Raw genomic sequence first — 19,986 nt, 5'->3', positions numbered from 1 at the left:
CAATGAAGATCGCAGTCCTGCCGGGTGACGGCATCGGTCCCGAAATCGTTGCGGAGGCCGTCAAGGTCCTGAACGCGCTCGACGAGAAGTTCGAACTCGAAACCGCGCCCGTGGGCGGTGCCGGCTACGAGGCCGAAGGCCATCCGCTGCCGGAGAACACGCTGAAGCTGGCCAAGGAAGCCGACGCCATCCTGTTCGGCGCCGTCGGCGACTGGAAGTACGACAGCCTGGAGCGCGCGTTGCGCCCCGAGCAGGCCATCCTGGGCCTGCGCAAGCACCTGCAGCTGTTCGCCAACTTCCGTCCGGCGATCTGCTATCCGGAACTGACCGGCGCCTCGAGCCTGAAGCCCGAACTGGTGGCTGGGCTCGACATCCTGATCGTGCGCGAGCTGAACGGCGACATCTACTTCGGCCAGCCGCGCGGCCTGCGCGAAGCGCCGGACGGCCTGTTCCAGGGCGCGCGCGAAGCCTTCGACACCATGCGCTACAGCGAGCCCGAAATCCGCCGCATCGCGCACGTGGCGTTCCAGGCCGCGGCCAAGCGCGGCAAGAAGCTGTGCAGCGTCGACAAGGCCAACGTGCTCGAGACCTTCCAGTTCTGGAAGGACATCGTGATCGATGTCAGCAAGGAATACCCGGAGGTCGAGCTGTCGCACATGTACGTCGACAACGCCGCGATGCAGCTGGTCAAGGCGCCCAAGAGCTTCGACGTGATCGTCACCGGCAATATGTTCGGCGACATCCTGTCGGACGAGGCGGCGATGCTGACCGGCTCGATCGGCATGCTGCCGTCGGCGTCGCTGGATGCCAACAACAAGGGCCTGTACGAGCCGTCGCACGGCTCGGCGCCAGACATCGCCGGCAAGGGCATCGCCAACCCGCTGGCCACCATCCTGTCGGCGGCGATGATGCTGCGCTACTCGCTGAACCGCGCCGAGCAGGCCGACCGCATCGAGAGTGCGGTCAAGAAGGTGCTGGCGCAGGGCTACCGCACCGGCGACATCCTGACGCCGGGCTGCAAGCAGGTGGGCACCCGCGAGATGGGTGAGGCCGTGCTGGCGGCACTGTAAGTCACACGCAAAAGGGCACCGCAATCGCGGTGCCCTGCGTTTTATTTGTCCCCAATTTGCACGCTGCGGCAGCGCCGCAAAATCGTGTAGACTCTGCCGATGGCCCGATTTTCCCAGTCCACCCTGACTGCTGTTGTCGCCCTGACCGCTACCCGCGGCCCGGTTGGCACGATTTCGCTCGGCCAGACCGCAACGACGATTAAAACCATTATTAAAACCGCGATCGCCTAGATCCGTTCGTCGTGCCTGCCCGTCTTCCCCGCGCAGCCACGCCGGGCGAGGAAAATGGCGGGGAAGTAAAAATCACATCCGAGGTAAATCATGATTGTAGGTCTCGTCGGTTGGCGGGGAATGGTCGGCAGCGTCCTGATGCAGCGCATGCAGGAAGAGCGTGATTTCGACCACATCGAACCCGTCTTCTTCAGCACGTCCAATGCCGGCGGCAAGGCGCCCGCCATGGCCAAGAACGAAACCACGCTCAAGGATGCCAACGACATCGAGGCACTGAAGAAGTGCGACGTGGTGCTGACCGCCCAGGGCGGCGACTACACCAACGAGGTCTTCCCCAAGCTGCGCGCGGCGGGCTGGAAGGGCTACTGGATCGATGCGGCGTCGTCGCTGCGGATGAAGGACGATGCCATCATCGTGCTGGATCCGGTCAACCAGGGTGTGATCAAGGACGCGCTGTCCAAGGGCGTGAAGAATTTCATCGGCGGCAACTGCACCGTCAGCTGCATGCTGATGGGCCTCGGCGGCCTGTTCCAGGCCGACCTGATCGAGTGGATGACCTCGATGACCTACCAGGCGGCCTCGGGCGGCGGCGCGCAGCACATGCGCGAGCTGCTGACCCAGTTCGGCACGCTGAACGCGTCGGTCAAGCCGCTGCTCGACAACCCGGCCTCCGCCATCCTGGAGATCGACCGCCAGATCCTGTCGACCCAGCACGGCCTGTCGGCGGAAGAAACCAAGCAGTTCGGCGTGCCGCTGGCCGGCAACCTGATCCCCTGGATCGACAAGGACCTGGGCAACGGCCAGTCCAAGGAAGAATGGAAGGGCGGCGCCGAGACCAACAAGATCCTGGGCCGCGGCGAGGGCTTCCTGGGCGCGACCGGCGCCACGCCGATCGCCGTCGACGGCCTGTGCGTGCGCATCGGCGCGATGCGCTGCCATTCGCAGGCGCTGACCATCAAGCTGCGCCGCGACGTGCCGCTGGACGAGATCGAAGGCATGCTGGCCGCCCACAACCCGTGGGCCAAGGTGGTGCCGAACACGCGTGAAGCCAGCATGACCGACCTGACGCCCGCGGCCGTGACCGGCACGCTGACCATCCCGGTCGGCCGCCTGCGCAAGATGCAGATGGGCGGCGAGTACCTGTCGGCCTTCACGGTCGGCGACCAGCTGCTGTGGGGCGCGGCCGAGCCGCTGCGCCGCATGCTGCGTATCCTGATCGAGTCCTGATCGCAGGCCGCCACCTGTGGCCTGGTTGCGCCCGTTGCAGCCAGGCAACAGAATGCAGCGCTTTGCTTACGACGCCGCGCCCATGCGCGGCGTTGTTGTATCCGGGCGCCTATTTTGCTGGGCGATGCGTCACAATACGCCGGCATGCGCCCCGCGCCCCGCAGGGACGGGCGCCTGCGCGCAGGCTGGCAAAGGGCCGCAAAGGGCCGCAAAGGGGCCGTTCAGAATGCCCCGCCGGCCGGGCGGACCTGGTTAATGGAGTCGGTTGTCGGGGTCGGTTTGTCGATTCATATCGCTACTAAAACATAACGGAGCACAAGGTGAGTGTGAGCCAACATCGCCGGAAAGATGCGCCTACTGCCCGTCAGCGCTGGTCAACGCTGGCCGTCACGGCACTGGGCCTGCTGCTTGCGCAGCCGGCCGCGTATGCCGCGGGGTTCGGGCAATTGCGGGTTCAGTCGAATCTGGGGCAGCCGCTGCAGGCTGAGATCGACATCAGCGGGGTCACCGCAGAGGAGGCCGCCGGGCTCAGCGTCAAGCTGGCGCCGCCGGGCGCCTATGCCGCGGCCGGGCTGACCTATCTGCCAAGCGTCGGCAACCTGCGGCTGGAACTGGAGCGCCGCGCCAACGGCAGCTACGTGGCACGGGTCCGCTCCAGCCAGCCGATCAGCGAGCCCTTCGTCGATATCCTGGTCGACATGAGCTGGGCCAGCGGCAAGGTCTCGCGCGCCTACACCTTCCTGCTCGACCCCGCCGGGGCCAGGGCTTCCAGCCAGACTTTCTCGCCGGCACCAGTTGTGCAGGCCGCCACGCCCGACGCACCGGCCGCGCCGGCACCTGCCGCCGCGTCACCCGCGCCGGCGCAGCAGACTGCGTCCGGCGCCGACGCGGAGCCGGCCCGGCCTGCCGCACCGGCCCGTCCCTCGCGCCAGGGCACTCGGCGCGCCGCGGCGACGCCGGCCGCCGGCACCGACATGGCTCCCGGCGGCGGCTACACCGTGCAGCGCGGCGACACGCTCTATGGCATTGCCGGCGAAGCCGTGCAGGGCCAGGAATCGGTCTCGCTGGACCAGATGCTGGTGGCGCTCTATCGCAACAATCCCAACGCCTTCATCGGCGGCAACATGAACCGCCTGCGCAGCGGTGCGGTGCTGCAGGTGCCGACCCAGCAGCAGGCGCAGGCGGTGACGCCCAGGGCCGCGCGCCGCGAAGTGGTGGCGCGCACGCAGGGCTTCGACGCCTACCGCAGCCGGCTGGCCAGCGCCGCCGCGGCCAAAGCGGTCGAGCCCGACAGCGGCCGCCAGCAGTCCGGCAACGTGACCGCGCGGGTGCAAGAGCAGACGGCACCGACCGACGGCCCGCGCGATGAACTGAAGCTCAGCAAGGCAGCGCGTGGCGCGCAGGCCGACGCCGCGGCCAAGGCCGAGGCCGACGTCGCGCGCGAGCGGCAGCTGAAGGAAGCCGAGGCACGCCTGGCGCAGCTGCAAAAGAACGTCGGCGACATGCAGAAGCTGCTCGAGCTGAAGAACGCCGAGATCGCCAAGCTCAGCCAGGCCAACGAGGCCGCGCTGGCCGACAAGGAAAAGGCCGACGCCGCTGCCAGGGCGGCGGCAGCGCCGGTCGTAGTGCCGGCCGAGCCGCCCAAGGCCGACGCCGTGGCGGCCACCGCGGCGGCCGCAGCAACCGCTGCCGCGGTTGCGAATGCGGCCGGCGCCAGTGCCGCGGCCGCCGTGGCGCCCGCGGCAGCCTCCGCCGTGGCCGCGGCCCCCGCCTCGCAGCCTGCCGCCGGCGTGGCAGCCAGCGCGGCCCAGGCCGCCGCATCGACACCTTCGGCCAAACCTGTGCCGCCGGTGGTCGCGCAGCCCGAGCCGGTGCCCGAGCCGTCGTTCCTCGATGGCCTGCTGGCCAACCCCATGCTGCTGCCGGGCGGTGGCCTGTTGGTGGCGTTGCTGGGCGTGTACGCGATCTATCGCCGCCGCCAGAAGCAGAAGGAGAGCGAGGCCACCGGCTTCGGCGACAGCATCCTGTCGCAGGAGAGCACGGTGATGGCAGGTGCCAACTCGCTGTTCGGCACCGCCGGCGGCCAGAGCGTCGACACCTCGCAGCACAGCGTGTTCGGCGCCGACTTCCGCATCGGCAACAACACGCCGGAAGCCAACGAGGTCGACCCGATCGCCGAGGCCGAGGTCTATATCGCCTACGGGCGCGATGTGCAGGCAGAGGAAATCCTGCGCGAAGCCCTGGAGAAACACCCGGAGCAGCAGCCGGTACGGCTCAAGCTCCTGGAGATTTACAGCAACAGACAGGATGTGGAAGGGTTCCGCGTGATTGCAGAGGAAATGTTCGCCCAGACCGGCGGACACGGAGCGGAATGGCTGAAGGCCGCGGAAATGGGGCGCGCGCTGGAGCCCGGCAACGCGCTGTTCATGGTGGTGACGCCGGAGGCGGCGGGCCCCGATACGGCATCGCCGGCAACCGATCAGTGGCGCACGCAGGATCCGTCGCAGAATCCTGCTTCGATCGCGCGGCTGGAGCCGTCGCTGGGTGACCTGTCGCTGCCGCTGGATGCCTTCCCGGCACCGGCCGCCGGCGACCCCATCGTCGCGCCGGCCTCCGCGGCGATGGTGTTCGGCACCGAGACGCCGCAGCCGGGCGAGGCGGTGCGCCTCGACATGGGCGTGCCGGGCGCCGATCCGCTCGCCGATGACGACGTGCCGACGCTCGACACGCCGACCCGCGGCCGCCCGCTGGAGTTCGACATGTCCGGACTGTCGCTGGACCTGGGCAGCGCGACGCAAGGCAACGCCGCGAGCCCGGCCGCGCTGGACGAGGCCTCGGTGCCGCTTCCCGCCACCACCATGCTGCGCGACGGCAAGCTGGCCGAGCCGATCGACCTGTCGCGCGTGGCGCCCGATACTGCCGGTAGCCTGGGCCAAAGTGTGTCGCCGAGCACCCTGTCGGCCGACGGCATGGACGGCGGGCGCGACATGCAGATCAAGCTGGACCTGGCGCGCGCCTATATCGAGATCGGCGACAAGGAAGGGGCGCGCGAACTGCTGCAGGAAGTGGTCGACCAGTCGCAGGATCCGTTGCAGGCCGAGGCCCGCTCGCTGCTGCTGGAAGTGGCCTGAGCTATCATTGGCGGTCCGGCCGCGGCAGGCGCTGCCGCGGCCCGAAGCGATGCGCCGGAAGCGTCCCTTCCGGCGCATTTGCTTTTTCGGCGCGCATAGCGAGTGCGCCGCCATGCTTTTTCCCCTGACATGAACCGCATCGCCCTTGGCCTGCACTACGACGGCGCCGCCTTTTCCGGGTGGCAGTCGCAGCCGCACCGCAATACCGTCCAGGACCACCTCGAAGACGCCATCGAGCGCTTTGCCGGCGTGCGCCTGGTGACCACGGTGGCGGGGCGCACCGATACCGGCGTGCACGCGCTGGGCCAGGTGATCCACCTCGATACCGAGCTGGCGCGCGAACCCTTTTCCTGGGTGCGCGGCGTCAACGCCTTCCTGCCGCCGTCGATCGCGCTGCAGTGGGCGCTGCCGGTGGACGACGGCTTCCACGCCCGCTTCCTGGCGTACGAGCGCATGTATTACTACGCGCTTTACACCGGCCCGCACCGGGTGCCGCTGGTGCATGGCCGCGCCGGCTACCAGATGCTGCCGCCGGGGCAACGACTCGACGTGGACGCCATGCGCGCAGCCGCCGCGCACCTGATCGGCGAGCACGACTTTTCCGCGTTCCGCGCCGCCGAATGCCAAGCCAAGTCGCCGGTCAAGACCATGTACGACGTCACTATCCGCGACCACGGCAACTGGGTGTTCCTGCGCTTCCGCGCCAGCGCCTTCCTGCACCACATGGTGCGCAACCTGATGGGCTGCCTGGTGGCGGTGGGGCGCGGGCGCTACCCGCCGCAGTGGCTGGCGCAGGTGCTGGCGGGGCGCGACCGCAAGCTGGCGGCGCCGACCTTCATGCCGGATGGCCTCTACCTGGTCGGGGTCAAGTATCCTGATGCTTACCCGATCCCCGCGGCCGACCCGTCCGCGAGCCTGTTCCATGGAGTGTTCGATGACGCAGCCTGAGGGCAGTGCGGCGCACCTGCCGCAGCGCACCCGCATCAAGATCTGCGGCCTGACCCGCGAGGACGACGTGCGCGCCGCCGTCGACGCCGGCGCCGACGCGATCGGGCTGGTGTTTTACCCGAACAGCCCGCGCTACGTCGACGTGGCGCAAGCCGCGGCGCTGGCCGAGGCCGCCGGGCCGTTCGTCACGGTGACCGGCCTGTTCGTCAACGCCGACCTGGAAGACATCGCCCACGTCGCGGAGCGGGTGCCCCTGACCTTGCTGCAGCTGCATGGCGACGAAACCCCGCAGTTCTGCACCCAGGCCGCCCAGCGCTGCGCGTTGCCGTTCCTGCGCGCCGCCCGTGTCCGTGCGGGGCTCGATTTGGTAGAATTCGCCGATCAATACCGTGATGCCGCTGCCTTGCTGCTCGATGCCTTCGTCGAAGGCTATGGCGGTGGCGGCCACGTCTTCGACTGGACCCTGATTCCTCCGGCATGGCTTCCGCCCAATCCCCCGGTTATGGCAACCGGCAACCCGAACGCAAGCGGCGCTCCTCGCATCGTTTTGAGTGGTGGGTTGAACGCGCAAAACGTCGCTGGCGCGATTGAACGCGTGCGCCCCTACGCCGTCGATGTCAGCAGCGGGGTAGAGGCCGCCAAGGGCGTGAAGGACCACGCCCGCATTGCCGAGTTCGTGCGCGCTGTCCGCAGCGCCGAGGCCGGATGAGCCGGATCGAAGCCCGCTTCCCCGCCCACCCCGTGTCAGCCGCTTCAGTGCGGCCATCGCGCACTCCAGTCAACTATGCGCCCTTGCCGGCTGAGGCAAGGCCGCTGTTCCGAAGAGCCTAGACATGTACGACCTGCCCGATTCCCGCGGCCATTTCGGCCCCTATGGCGGCACCTTCGTGTCCGAAACGCTGGTGCACGCGCTCGATGAGCTGCGCGATGCCTATGCGCACTACCAGAAGGACCCGGAGTTCGATGCCGAATTCCGCCGCGAGCTGAAGCACTTCGTCGGCCGCCCGTCGCCGATCTACCACGCGCAGCGCTGGAGCGAGACGCTCGGCGGCGCGCAGATCTACTTCAAGCGCGAGGACCTGAACCACACCGGCGCGCACAAGATCAACAACGTCATCGGCCAGGCGCTGCTGGCCAAACGCATGGGCAAGCCGCGCGTGATCGCCGAGACCGGGGCCGGGCAGCACGGCGTGGCCACGGCCACCATCGCCGCGCGCTTCGGCATGGAATGCGTGGTCTACATGGGCGCCGAGGACGTCAAGCGCCAGGCCGCCAACGTCTACCGCATGAAGCTGCTTGGCGCCACCGTGGTGCCGGTGGAAAGCGGCTCGCGCACGCTCAAGGACGCGCTCAACGAGGCCATGCGCGACTGGGTCACCAACGTCGAGAACACCTTCTACATCATCGGCACCGTGGCCGGCCCGCATCCGTACCCGATGATGGTGCGCGACTTCCAGTGCGTGATCGGCGAGGAAGCCAAGGTGCAGATGCCCGAAATGACCGGGCGCCAGCCGGATGCGGTGATCGCCTGCGTCGGCGGCGGCTCCAATGCCATGGGCATCTTCTACCCGTACATCGAACACAAGGATGTGCAGCTGATCGGCGTCGAAGCCGCCGGCGACGGCCTCGACACCGGCCGCCACGCGGCCTCGCTCACCGGCGGCACGCCGGGCGTGCTGCACGGCAACCGTACTTACCTGCTGCAGGACGACAACGGCCAGATCATCGAGACCCATTCGGTCTCGGCCGGCCTGGACTACCCGGGCGTCGGGCCCGAGCATGCCTGGCTCAAGGACAGCGGCCGCGCGCAGTACGTGCCAGTCACCGACGATGAGGCGCTCAAGGCCTTCCACGACTGCTGCCGCATCGAGGGCATCATCCCGGCGCTGGAATCGAGCCACGCCATCGCCTATGCCTGCAAGCTGGCGCCGACGCTGCCCAAGGACAAGCTCTTGCTGGTGAACCTGTCCGGCCGCGGCGACAAGGACATGCACACCGTGGCCGAGCGCGCGGGGCTCAAGCTCTGATGCGCGCGCTGCCTCCGACCGGACTTGCCGTGGGCGGCGCCGGCGCGCCGGATGCTGCCGGCGCGCCCGACTCCGCCGCGCTGCGCCTGTTCCAGGAAGACATGTTCGAGGGCATTGCCCGCCTGCCGGACGGCTCGGTCGACCTGATCGTCGCCGATCCGCCGTACGGGCTGGGCAAGGACTACGGCAACGATTCCGACCTGTTGTCGGGCCAGGCCTACCTGGACTGGTCCGAGCGCTGGATGGACGCGGTCGTGCCCAAGCTCGCGCCCAGGGGCACGCTCTACCTGTTCTGCACCTGGCAGTACTCGCCGGAGCTGTTCGTGATGCTCAAGCGGCGCCTGACCATGATCAACGAGATCATCTGGGACCGCCGCGTGCCCAGCATGGGCGGCACCACGCGCAAGTTCTCGTCGGTGCACGACAACATCGGCTTCTTTGCCAGGGCGCGCGACTACTACTTCGATCTCGACCCGGTGCGCATCCCGTACGACGCCGAGACCAAGAAGGCGCGCAGCCGGCCGCGCTTCGAGGGCAAGAAGTGGCTGGAGGTGGGCTACAACCCGAAGGACCTGTGGAGCGTCTCGCGCATCCACCGCCAGGACCCGGAGCGCGCCAACCACCCGACGCAGAAGCCGCTGGAGATCGTCGAGCGCATGGTGCTGTCGAGCTGCCCGCCGGGCGGCCTGGTGCTGGATCCGTTCGCCGGCAGCGGCACCACCGCGGTGGCCTGCCTGCGCCACGGCCGGCGCTTTGTCGGCTACGAGATCAACCCGGAGTACGTGCAGGTAGCGTGCGGGCGCGTGGCCGCTGCCGCAGAGGCCATGCCCGCGCTCGAGCCCGATGCGACCCCAACCCTGGCCGCCGCCAACGACGATGTCTCGCCGGCGCCGCGGCCTCACCTGATTCCCTGATATGTCCCGTATCCAGAAGACGTTCGCGGCGCTGGCCGCGCAGCAGAAGAAGGGCCTGATTCCGTTCATCACCGCCGGCGATCCGGAGCCCGGCCTGACCGTGGCGCTGATGCACGCGCTGGTGGCGGGCGGCGCCGACGTGATCGAGCTGGGCGTGCCGTTCTCCGACCCGATGGCCGACGGCCCGGTGATCCAGCGCGCCTCCGAGCGCGCGCTGGCGCAGGGCGTGTCGCTGACCCAGGTGCTGCAGTGGGTGCGCGAGTTCCGCCAGGCCAATGCGGACACGCCGGTGGTGCTGATGGGCTATGCCAACCCGATCGAGCGCATGGGCGAAGAGGCCTTTGCCAAGGCTGCGAGCGCGGCCGGCGTCGACGGCGTGCTGGTGGTCGACTATCCGCCCGAGGAGTGCGAGTCGTTCGCCGGACTCATGCGCGACCACGGCATGGACCCGATCTTCCTGCTGGCCCCGACTTCCACCGATGCACGCATCGAGGCTGTGGCCAAGGTCGCCAGCGGTTATCTTTACTATGTCTCGCTCAAGGGCGTGACCGGCTCCGCATCGATCGACCTGGACAGCGTGGCCTCGCGCCTGCCGCTGATCAAGCAGCATGCCAACCTGCCGGTCGGGGTGGGCTTCGGCATCCGCGACGCGCAGACCGCGCGCGCGATCGGCAGCGTGGCCGATGCGGTGGTGATCGGCAGCCGGCTGGTGCAGTTGCTGGAGGATACGCCGCGCGAGCAGGCGGTGGCCGCGCTGCAGGCGTTTATCGCGGAGATCCGCCAGGCCCTGGACGCCAAGTGACCGGATCTTCGCCCGGAAGGGCTCAAGAAGTGACGCGGCGTGCCCAGTAAGCCCGCCGCGCTTCGAGGTCATGGGCCCGCCGTGGTAAATTCGCGGGTTGATTCCCTGCCACCTGCCGAAGTTCGCCCTGACACAGGGTTTGCCGGCGGTGCGCAGCTATCCGAAAGGAGCTTTCATGAGCTGGTTGGATAAACTCCTGCCCCCCAAGATTCAACAGACCGACCCCAGCACCCGCAAGGGCATCCCCGAGGGGCTGTGGGTCAAGTGCCCGTCGTGCGAGTCCACCCTGTACCGGACCGACGTCGAGGCCAACCTGCACGTCTGCCCCAAGTGCGACCACCATATGCGCATCAGCGCGCGCGCGCGCCTCGACGCGCTGCTCGACGCCGAAGGCCGCTATGAGATCGGCCAGGAAATCGTGCCGGTCGACGCGCTCAAGTTCAAGGACTCCAAGAAGTACCCCGACCGCATCAAGGCCGCCATGGACGAGACCGGCGAGACCGATGCCATGGTGGTGATGGGCGGTGCCATCCACACCATCCCGGTGGTGGCGAGCTGCTTCGAGTTCGAGTTCATGGGCGGCTCGATGGGCTCGGTGGTGGGCGAGCGCTTCGTGCGCGGCGCGCAGGCCGCGCTCGAGCAGAAGGTGCCGTTCATCTGCTTTACCGCCACCGGCGGCGCGCGCATGCAGGAAAGCCTGCTGTCGCTGCTGCAGATGGCCAAGACCACGGCGATGCTGAACCAGCTGAGCGCGGCCAAGCTGCCGTTCATCAGCGTGCTGACCGACCCGACCATGGGCGGCGTGTCGGCCTCGTTCGCCTTCCTGGGCGACGTGGTGATCGCCGAGCCCAAGGCGCTGATCGGCTTCGCCGGCCCGCGCGTGATCGAGCAGACCGTGCGCGAGAAGCTGCCGGAAGGCTTCCAGCGCTCGGAGTTCCTGCTGACCAAGGGCGCCGTCGACATGATTGTCGATCGCCGCAAGATGCGCGCCGAACTGGCGCAACTGCTGGCGCTGCTGCAGAAGCAGCCGGCCGACGCGGTGGCCTGACGCCGCCAATATCGCGGTACCGAAGGCGCGGGTGGTTGACGCGCCTTTCGCCTTTTCTGGACGCCCGCCGGCGCGCACCCTTGACTTTGCGCGTGCCTGCCCGAATCTGGTAGCAAACGCTTCAAACGGTTCCATCGCACACCCGAAATGCCTGTCTTCCACACGCTCCCCGAATGGCTCGCCCATCTCGAAACCGCCCATCCCGTGGGCATCGACATGGGCCTGACGCGCATCACGCGCGTGAAGGAGGCCCTCGGGCTGCGCATCGACGCCACCGTCTTCACCGTGGGCGGCACCAATGGCAAGGGCTCGACCTGCGCCATGCTCGAGCGCATCCTGCTGGAAGCCGGCTACAAGGTAGGCTGCCATACCTCGCCGCACCTGATCTCGTTCAACGAGCGCGCGCGCCTCAACGGCGAGATCGCGACCGACGCGCAACTGCTGCCGCACTTCGAGGCGGTCGAGCGCGCGCGCAACAGCTTTGCCGACCCGGTCAGCCTGACCTACTTCGAATTCACCACGCTGGCGATCATCCATTTCTTCGCGGCTTCCGGCCTGGACGCGATCATCCTCGAGGTCGGGCTGGGCGGCCGCCTCGATGCGACCAATGTGATCGATACCGACTGCGCCATCATCACCAGCGTCGATATCGACCATACCCAGTACCTGGGCAACACCCGCGAGGAAATCGGCTTCGAGAAGGCCGGCATCTTCCGTCCGGGCGTGCCGGCGATCTGCGGCGACCCGGTGCCGCCCAAGTCGCTGGTGGCGCACGCCGAAGCGGTCGGCGCCGAATTGTGGCTGGTGGGGCGCGACTACCATTTCCAGGCCGCCAAGGGCCAGGAGCGCCAGCAATGGGACTGGAGCGGCGGCGGGCGCAAGCTCAACGGCCTGGGCTATCCGGCGCTGCGCGGCGCCAACCAGCTGCTGAATGCATCCGCCGCGCTGGCGGCGCTGCAGGCGCTGCGCCAGCGCCTGCCGGTGAGCGCGCAGGAAGTGCGCAACGGCCTGGCCTTCGTCGAGCTGCCGGGCCGGTTCCAGGTGCTGCCGGGCCGCCCGGCCGTGATCCTGGACGTGGCGCACAATCCGCATGCGGCGGCGACGCTGGGTCAGAACCTCGAGAACATGGGCTTCTTCCGCTACACCTACGCCGTGTTCGGCGCGATGCAGGACAAGGATATCGCCGGCGTGCTCCAGCATGTGGCCGACAAGGTCGACCACTGGTGCCTGTGCGACCTGCCGACCGAACGCGCGGCCAGCGCCGCGGACCTGCTCGGCAAGCTGGAAGCAGGGGGCTTCCGCCCCGGCCCGGATGCCACCGCGTCCTGCTTTTCCAGCCCCGAGGCGGCATTCCGCGACGCCATCGAGCGCGCCACCGAGAATGATAGAATTCTGGTCTTCGGATCGTTCTATACCGTCGCCGGCGTGATGGCCTACCGTGCCACGCAGGCAAACTGAAGCGGGCGCCCCGGCGCGCGCTGACCTGGCAACCCCGGCGGCCTTGGCCGATCACTGAGCGGCAAACGCAACGAGCGGCCCACGGGGCCGTATCACCGAACCAATCTATGGGCCTGCTTTCGCTGTTTTCCTCCCGCAAGGGCAACGACCCGGCACCCGAGCGTGCCCGGCGCCAGCGCGCCGATACGGGTGCGGGCATCGCCTCGTCGCGCCGCCTCGCCGACGAGTATGCCGACGACACGCTGGACCCTGAATTCCCGCAGAAGCAGCGCGCGCGCCGCCGGCTGATCGGCGCCGTGGTGCTGATGGTGGCCGCCGTGATCGTGCTGCCGATCGTATTCGAGACCAAGCCGCGGCCGGTGTCCGACGATGTCTCGGTCAAGGTCGCCAATGGTGTGACCAGCTCGCAGAAGCCGCGCGTCGAGCCGCGCAAGGCCGATCCGCTGCCGCCCGCGCCGGCCTCGCCGGCCTCCCGCAACGACGCCGCGGCGCTCGATGCCGGCGAGGAAATCGTCAATGCGCCGAAGCCCGCGGCAGCTGCGGCCGACAAGCCCGCTGCGCGCACCGAAGCCAGGCCCGAGCCGAAACCTGAAACCCGGGCCGAAGCCAAGACCGGCAGCGGCAAGTACCTGATCCTGATCGGCGCGTTTTCTTCCGAGGAGCGCGCCAAGGGCTGGCTGGCCAAGCTGAAGGCGAGCAAGGTGCCGGCCTATGTCGAAAAGAAAGTGCTGGCCGATGGCGAGCGCATCCTGCTGCGCGCCGGTCCCTTCAACGACCGCGACGCCGCCGATGCCGCCGACAAGCGCGTGCGCGCCGTGGGGCTGACTTCGAAGGTCGTGGAACAGTAAGGGCGCCGCGGCCGCGCGCGTGCCCGGCCGCCTGCAACGATGCAGCCGACTTTCTTCGACTACGCCGTGGTCTTCATCCTGCTGGCCTCGGGCCTGCTGGGCGTGCTGCGCGGGCTGGTGCGCGAGGTGCTGTCGCTGATCGGCTGGGTGGTGGCGTTCTGGGTGGCGTTCCGCTACGGTGCGGTGGCCGCGGGCTGGATGCCCGAGTCCCTGCCGGGCGGCGAGCTGGGCCGCCATGCGCTGGGCTTCGTGGTGCTGCTGATCGGCACCGTGCTGGGGGCCTCGCTGGCCGGCATGGTGGTAGGGCAGTTGCTGGAGAGCACCGGCCTCAAGCCCGCCGACCGCGGCCTGGGACTGGTGTTCGGCCTGCTGCGCGGCGTGCTGCTGGTGATGGTGATGGTGACGCTGGCCAGCCTGACGAAATTGCCGGAAGAACCGTTCTGGCGCGATGCGGTGAGCCGCCCGTATGTGATGCAGGCCATGGAATCGATCAAGCCATGGTTGCCGCCGGAGCTGGCGAAGTACGTGAAGACATAAGGCCGGGCACGTTGCGCGGCTGGTAGTAACGCAGGCCTTCGGGCCCGGAGGATCCCGGGCCGGGCTGCGCCCCCTGAATCAAAGCCTTTCCTGGGAGCTTGGCATGTGCGGTATCGTCGGTGTGGTTTCAGCCACGCCTGTCAACCAACTGATTTACGACAGCCTGCTGTTGTTGCAACACCGCGGACAGGATGCTGCCGGCATCGCCACCGCCAACGGCAGTACCTTCCACATGCACAAGGCCAACGGCCTGGTGCGCGATGTCTTCCGCACCCGCAACATGCGCGGCCTGCCGGGCACGGCAGGCATCGGCCAGGTGCGCTACCCGACCGCCGGCTCGGCCTCGAGCGAGGAAGAGGCGCAGCCGTTCTACGTCAACGCCCCCTACGGCATCATCCTGGCGCATAACGGCAACCTGACCAACTGGCAGCAGCTGCGCGAGGAAATGTTCCGCCGCGACCGCCGCCACATCAACACGCATTCGGACACCGAAGTGCTGCTGAACGTGCTGGCCGACGAGCTGCAGCGCGCCAGCAACGGCATGGCGCTCGATCCGGAAATGATCTTCAAGGCCGTGGCGGGTATGCACCGGCGCGTGCGCGGCTCGTACGCGATCGCCGCGCAGATCGCCGGCTACGGCATGCTGGCCGTGCGCGACCCGTTCGGCATCCGCCCGCTGTGCCTGGGCAGCGTCGAGACCCCCACCGGCAAGGAATGGATGGTGGCCTCGGAGTCGGTGGCGCTGGAAGGCATCGGCTACAAGTTTGAGCGCGACGTGGGGGCGGGCGAGGCCATCTTCATCGACCTCGACGGCAAGCTCTACAGCAAGCAGTGCGCCGACAACCCGGTGCTGACGCCGTGCATCTTCGAATACGTCTACCTGGCCCGCCCGGATTCGTGCATCGACGGCGTGCCGGTCTACGACGCGCGCCTGCGCATGGGCGACTACCTGGCCGAGAAGATCCGCCAGGAAGTGTCGGCCGGCGATATCGACGTGGTCATGCCGATCCCCGACAGCAGCCGGCCGGCCGCGATGCAGGTGGCCAACCGCCTGGGCGTCAATTACCGCGAAGGCTTCTTCAAGAACCGCTACGTCGGCCGCACCTTCATCATGCCGGGCCAGGCGGTGCGCAAGAAGTCGGTGCGCCAGAAGCTCAACGCCATGGGCGTGGAGTTCAAGGGCAAGAACGTGCTGATCGTCGACGACTCGATCGTGCGCGGCACCACCTCGTTCGAGATCGTGCAGATGGCGCGCGACGCCGGCGCCAACAAGGTGATCTTCGCCTCGGCCGCGCCGCCGGTGAAGTTCCCCAACGTGTACGGCATCGACATGCCGACCCGCAGCGAACTGGTGGCGCATGGCCGCACGCACGAAGAGATCGCGAAGATCATCGGCGCCGACAAGCTGGTGTACCAGGACGTGGAGGCGATGAAGCAGGCGGTGCGCGACATCAACCCCGCGCTGAAGGACTTCGACGCCTCGTGCTTCGACGGCCGCTACATCACCGGCGATATCGACGAGGCCTACCTCGACCGCCTGGAAACCGCGCGCAGCCAGGCCGACCGCGACGGCACCGGTGGCGACACCGAGCGCTCGCAACTGCACCTGCAGCGCTCCGGCGGCAACGAGTAAGCCCCGCCACCGCGTTGGCGCGCGTTGACGAATGCGATGCCCGGCCGTAACATGGCCGGGCGTCGATTTGACAGTCAGCTTGCGGACGCGGGTACAGCCCGAAACAGCTAAAGAGATGGTGGCCAGCAAGATTTCCCGCTGCGCAGCGCCTTGCCGGCGCGACGATGCCCGGAAGCCGGCCGCCACAGCCTGAAGCCCAAGGCCATACGCATACGCAGGACAGCAAGCCCGTCGATCCGACCATCCGATCGCACGGGCTTTTTTCATGGCCGCGCGCCGTCCGCCGGGCGCTGCGCAGCTTGTCGCAACCATCGCATTTGCGCGGGTACGACCGCGCCACCAGCATGAACCAACCGCTCAATCCCGAATCGCTCGGCATCGATACCCTCGGCGTGCGCGCCGGCACGCTGCGCAGCGAGTTCATGGAGCACTCCGAGGCCATGTACCTGACCTCGAGCTTCTGCTTCAACAGCGCCGCCGAGGCCGCCGAGCGCTTTGCCAACTCGGAAGAGGGCTACACTTATTCGCGCTTCACCAACCCGACCGTGTCGATGTTCCAGTCGCGCCTGGCCGCGCTGGAAGGGGCGCAGGCCTGCATGGCGACGGCCTCGGGCATGAGCGCGATCCTGTCGGTGGTGCTGTCGTCGATGCAGGCCGGCGACCATCTGGTCAGCTCGCGCGCGATCTTTGGCTCGACCATGACGCTGTTCAACAATATCTTCGCCAAGTTCGGCGTCGAGACCACCTTTGTCGATCCGACCGACCTGCAAGCGTGGCGCGCCGCGGTGCGGCCCAACACCAGGCTGTTCTTCCTGGAGACGCCATCGAACCCGCTGACCGAGGTGGCCGACATCGCCGCGGTGGCGGATATCGCCCACGACGCCAAGGCGCTGCTGGTGGTCGACAACTGCTTCTGCTCGCCCGCGCTGCAGCAGCCGATGAAGTTCGGCGCCGACATCGTGGTGCATTCCGCGACCAAGCATATCGACGGCCAGGGCCGCGTGCTGGGCGGCGCGGTGCTGGGCACGCACGACTTCATCATGGGCAAGGTGTTCCCGTTCGTGCGCACCGCCGGGCCGACGCTGTCGGCTTTCAATGCCTGGGTGCTGCTCAAGGGCATGGAGACGCTGGCAATCCGCATGGAGCGCCATTCGGCGAGCGCGCTGGCGCTGGCGCAGTTCCTGGAATCGCATCCGGCGGTGGCGCGCGTGTTCCACCCGGCGCTGGCGTCGCACCCGCAGCACCAGATCGCGATGCGCCAGCAAAGCGGCGGTGGCGCCATCGTCTCGTTCGAGCTCAAGGGTGCCACGCCCGAGCAGCAGCGCGCCAATGCCTGGCGCGTGATCGACAACACGCGGCTGTGCTCGATCACCGGCAACCTGGGCGACACCCGCACCACCATCACGCACCCGTACACCACCACGCATGCGCGCGTCAGCCCCGAGGCCAAGGCGGCCGCGGGCGTCGGCGAAGGGCTGATCCGCCTGGCGGTGGGGCTGGAGTCGGTCGAGGACCTGAAGGCCGACCTGCTGCGCGGCCTGGGCGACTGAGGCGCTACTCGGTCGCCGCGACCACCGGGGCCTGTTCTTGCAGGACTGGCCCTTGCGGTGGCTGCGCTAGCGGCGCGGGCTCGTCGCTGCCGGCCATCGCCTTGACGCCGGCGGCGGTGACGTCGTAGGTGGCGCCGACCGCGGTCGAGGCCACGCTGACCGCGGCCGAGCCCACCGTCGCCACCGTCGACACCGCGGCGCTGCCGACCGCCACGGTGGCGCCGACCACCATGCAAGCGGACAGCGACGCGACGGCGCAGGCGGCCGCCAGCATCGGGGCGATGCGCGGCAGGGTGGCGCAGGTTTCGCTATGGTTGCGCAGGTTGCGACGCAGGCGGAGAAATAAAGACGGCATAAAACTCTTGGTATTGGTTGTGCCTGGCATGGGGTCGAGTCAGCGCAGCAGCCGGCGGCGCAGCAGCACCAGGCACACCACCAGCGCGATGACCGCATAGGCGGCCAGCACCGCCAGGTGCAGGCTGGCGCCGTCGAGCGGGCGGCCCAGCATCAGCGGCCGGATTAGCGCCACGGCGTGCGCCAGCGGCAGCGCCTTGGCGGCGGCCTGCACGCCTTCGGGCAGCTGTTCCAGCGGGAAGAACACGCCCGACAGCAGCAGCATCGGCGTCATCACCAGGGTCTGGTAGAACATGAAGAAGTCGTAGCTCGGCGCCAGCGCGGTGACGATCATCGCCAGCGCGGCGAAGGCGATCCCGGCCAGCACGATCACCGGCAACGCCAGCAGCGCCCCCGGCATCTGCGCATAGCCGAGAGCGCCCGCCACCAGCATGATGGCCAGCCCCGACAGCACCGCCTTGCTGGCGGCCCAGGCGATCTCGCCCAGCACCACGTCGCCCAGCGTCAGCGGCGCATGCATGATCGCTTCCCAGGTGCGCTGCACATGCATGCGCGAGAACGCCGAATACATCGACTCGAAGCTGGCCGACATCATCACGCTGGACGCGGTGGTGCCGGCCGCCAGGAAGGCGATATACGACACCCCGTCGACCTGGCCCACCATCAGCCCGAGCCCGAGGCCGAGGCCGAACAGGTAGATCATCGGGTCGGCCAGGTTGCCGATCATCGACGGAATCGCCAGCTTCTTCCACACCATGTAGTTGCGGTACCAGACCATCATCCAGTTGCGCAGGTTGCGCGGCAGCAGCGGCTGCGGATAGGTCTGGCGCGACGCCATGGCGGCGGCGGGGGAGGCATCGGCGGCGTCCGCGCGGGGGTCCTGTTCGCTCATGTCGTCCCTTGTTTCAGTCCCGCATCTCGCGGCCGGTCAGCTTGAGGAACACGTCCTCGAGGTTGGCCGGGCGGTGCAGGTAGCGCACGCCGCTCCTGCCGTGCAGCGCCGCCAGCAGCGGGGCGGGCTCGCGCACGTAGCAGAACAGCGTCTCGCCGCTCATTTCGGTGCGCTGCGCCAGCGGTGTCAGCGTGCCGCGCAGCGTTTCCAGTTCATCGCCATAGACCTCGACCACGTCGCAGCCGATCTGGCTGTCGATCAGCTCGTGCGGCTTGCCTTCGGCGATCTTGCGGCCGCCGTCGATCACGCACAGGTAGTTGCACAGCCGCTCGGCTTCCTCCATGAAGTGCGTGGTCAGCAGGATGGTCTTGCCGCTGGCCATCAGCGACTTCAGCCGCTCCCAGATCAGGTGGCGCGCCTGCGGGTCGAGGCCGGTGGTGGGCTCGTCCATTACCAGCAGGTCCGGGTCGTTGATCAGCGCGCGCGCCACGGTCAGGCGCCGGCGCATGCCGCCGGAGAGGTCGCGCACCTGCGCGTCGGCGCGGTTTTCCAGCCGCGCGAATTCCAGCAGCTTCGGCACGCGCCGCTCGATCTCGGCCGACGACAGCCCGAAGTAGCGGCCGAAGATGCGCAGGTTCTCGATCACCGAGAAGTCGGGGTCGAGATTGTCGAACTGTGGCACCACGCCCACGCGCATGCGCGCCTGCGGCGCGCGCTCGGGGATGGGCTCGCCGCACAGCGTCAGCGTGCCCGCCAGCGGCGTGGTCAGGCCCAGCAGCAGCCGCAGCGTGGTGGTCTTGCCAGCGCCGTTGGGGCCCAGCAGGCCGAAGCACTGGCCGCGGAAAACCTGCAGGTCGAGGTCGTCGACCACGACCGTGTCGCCGTATTGCTTGCGCACCTTGCGCAATTCGAGGATGGCAGTCAAGGCAGGGTCCGGTGTGGCGCCGCAACGGCGCAATATCCGCCATTATGCCGGTCATCCGCGCCGGCCTCGGTTGGCGCGGTGCAGCAGGCGCGGGAATAAAAAAACCGCCAGCGAACTGGCGGTTTTTTTGCCTGGCTAGGCCAGGCGGCGAAGCGTACCGGAATCAGTACATCTTCTTCGGCAGCATCTGCATGCGCAGGCGCTTGCGCAGGCGTGCTTCGGCGGCCTTCTTCTTGCGCTTGCGCTCGGTCGTCGGCTTCTCGTAAGCGGTACGGCTCTTGAGTTCAACGATCAGGCCAGTCTGCAGAATGGCGCGACGGAAACGCCGCATTGCAACTTCAACGGGCTCACCGGGTTTCAAGACGATCTTAGTCAATTCAGTCCTTTAGGG

19 protein-coding genes are annotated in these 19,986 nt (G+C 68.2%); 15 read left to right on the top strand and 4 right to left on the bottom strand.

What is annotated here, in order from left to right; genetic code table 11:
• The first annotated feature begins 2 nt into the window (after positions 1–2).
• The 15 genes from leuB (at position 3) to AC3FMM_RS28220 (ending at position 17,424) form a co-directional block, all read left to right on the top strand.
• A complete protein-coding gene (gene leuB, locus AC3FMM_RS28290; RefSeq protein ID WP_473703219.1) occupies positions 3–1,070 on the top strand; it encodes a 3-isopropylmalate dehydrogenase in 1,068 nt (355 codons plus the stop codon).
• A 99-nt stretch (positions 1,071–1,169) separates the two neighbouring features.
• Positions 1,170–1,301 (top strand): hypothetical protein, encoded by a 132-nt coding sequence (locus AC3FMM_RS28285; protein WP_012353360.1) that lies wholly within the window; start codon positions 1,170–1,172, stop codon positions 1,299–1,301.
• Between the two features lie 90 nt (positions 1,302–1,391).
• A complete protein-coding gene (gene asd, locus AC3FMM_RS28280) occupies positions 1,392–2,528 on the top strand; it encodes an aspartate-semialdehyde dehydrogenase (RefSeq protein WP_112773928.1) in 1,137 nt (378 codons plus the stop codon).
• A 320-nt stretch (positions 2,529–2,848) separates the two neighbouring features.
• Positions 2,849–5,659, top strand: coding sequence for a motility hub landmark protein FimV (locus AC3FMM_RS28275; RefSeq protein WP_488687780.1), 2,811 nt, complete (start codon positions 2,849–2,851; stop codon positions 5,657–5,659).
• A 129-nt stretch (positions 5,660–5,788) separates the two neighbouring features.
• Positions 5,789–6,607 carry a tRNA pseudouridine(38-40) synthase TruA gene (gene truA / locus AC3FMM_RS28270; RefSeq protein WP_488687779.1) on the top strand — a complete coding sequence of 273 codons (819 nt, stop codon included), beginning with the start codon at positions 5,789–5,791 and terminating at the stop codon, positions 6,605–6,607.
• Complete coding sequence (locus AC3FMM_RS28265; protein WP_115710196.1) at positions 6,594–7,316, top strand: phosphoribosylanthranilate isomerase; 723 nt, start codon at positions 6,594–6,596, stop codon at positions 7,314–7,316. The genes truA and AC3FMM_RS28265 overlap by 14 nt, the downstream gene beginning before the upstream one ends.
• 124 nt (positions 7,317–7,440) lie before the next feature.
• The gene (trpB, locus tag AC3FMM_RS28260; RefSeq protein ID WP_115710195.1) at positions 7,441–8,634 is read left to right on the top strand and encodes a tryptophan synthase subunit beta; all 1,194 of its coding nucleotides are present in this window, start codon (positions 7,441–7,443) and stop codon (positions 8,632–8,634) included.
• Positions 8,634–9,548, top strand: coding sequence for a DNA-methyltransferase (locus AC3FMM_RS28255; protein ID WP_115710194.1), 915 nt, complete (start codon positions 8,634–8,636; stop codon positions 9,546–9,548). The genes trpB and AC3FMM_RS28255 overlap by 1 nt, the downstream gene beginning before the upstream one ends.
• Before the next feature lies 1 nt (position 9,549).
• Positions 9,550–10,350: a tryptophan synthase subunit alpha gene (gene trpA / locus AC3FMM_RS28250; protein WP_115710193.1), complete on the top strand. Its 801-nt coding sequence runs from the start codon at positions 9,550–9,552 to the stop codon at positions 10,348–10,350.
• A 175-nt stretch (positions 10,351–10,525) separates the two neighbouring features.
• Positions 10,526–11,398 carry an acetyl-CoA carboxylase, carboxyltransferase subunit beta gene (accD, locus tag AC3FMM_RS28245; protein ID WP_062800953.1) on the top strand — a complete coding sequence of 291 codons (873 nt, stop codon included), beginning with the start codon at positions 10,526–10,528 and terminating at the stop codon, positions 11,396–11,398.
• Between the two features lie 147 nt (positions 11,399–11,545).
• Entirely contained in the window at positions 11,546–12,856 is a 1,311-nt protein-coding gene (folC, locus tag AC3FMM_RS28240) for a bifunctional tetrahydrofolate synthase/dihydrofolate synthase (RefSeq protein ID WP_115710192.1), read from the top strand.
• A gap of 107 nt (positions 12,857–12,963) precedes the next feature.
• Positions 12,964–13,704 carry an SPOR domain-containing protein gene (locus AC3FMM_RS28235; protein ID WP_115710191.1) on the top strand — a complete coding sequence of 247 codons (741 nt, stop codon included), beginning with the start codon at positions 12,964–12,966 and terminating at the stop codon, positions 13,702–13,704.
• A 39-nt stretch (positions 13,705–13,743) separates the two neighbouring features.
• Positions 13,744–14,241, top strand: a complete 498-nt coding sequence (locus tag AC3FMM_RS28230; protein ID WP_488687778.1) for a CvpA family protein — start codon at positions 13,744–13,746, stop codon at positions 14,239–14,241.
• Between the two features lie 103 nt (positions 14,242–14,344).
• Positions 14,345–15,874 (top strand): amidophosphoribosyltransferase, encoded by a 1,530-nt coding sequence (gene purF, locus AC3FMM_RS28225; RefSeq protein WP_115680667.1) that lies wholly within the window; start codon positions 14,345–14,347, stop codon positions 15,872–15,874.
• 344 nt (positions 15,875–16,218) lie between these two features.
• Entirely contained in the window at positions 16,219–17,424 is a 1,206-nt protein-coding gene (locus tag AC3FMM_RS28220; protein ID WP_116313282.1) for an O-succinylhomoserine sulfhydrylase, read from the top strand.
• Positions 17,425–17,428: 4 nt separating this feature from the next.
• Here AC3FMM_RS28220 and AC3FMM_RS28215 read toward each other — a convergent pair whose 3' ends face one another.
• From AC3FMM_RS28215 to rpsU, 4 genes are all read right to left on the bottom strand, one after another.
• Complete coding sequence (locus AC3FMM_RS28215; protein WP_240987682.1) at positions 17,429–17,779, bottom strand: hypothetical protein; 351 nt, start codon at positions 17,777–17,779, stop codon at positions 17,429–17,431.
• Positions 17,780–17,818: 39 nt separating this feature from the next.
• Positions 17,819–18,670, bottom strand: coding sequence for an ABC transporter permease (locus tag AC3FMM_RS28210; protein ID WP_115680666.1), 852 nt, complete (start codon positions 18,668–18,670; stop codon positions 17,819–17,821).
• Between the two features lie 13 nt (positions 18,671–18,683).
• A complete protein-coding gene (gene nodI / locus AC3FMM_RS28205; protein ID WP_115680665.1) occupies positions 18,684–19,595 on the bottom strand; it encodes a nodulation factor ABC transporter ATP-binding protein NodI in 912 nt (303 codons plus the stop codon).
• Positions 19,596–19,758: 163 nt separating this feature from the next.
• Entirely contained in the window at positions 19,759–19,971 is a 213-nt protein-coding gene (gene rpsU, locus AC3FMM_RS28200) for a 30S ribosomal protein S21 (protein ID WP_010814647.1), read from the bottom strand.
• Positions 19,972–19,986: the final 15 nt, after the last annotated feature.

The organism is Cupriavidus sp. 207A1 (assembly GCF_057798955.1).
This window is presented reverse-complemented; position numbering and strand designations above follow the sequence as displayed.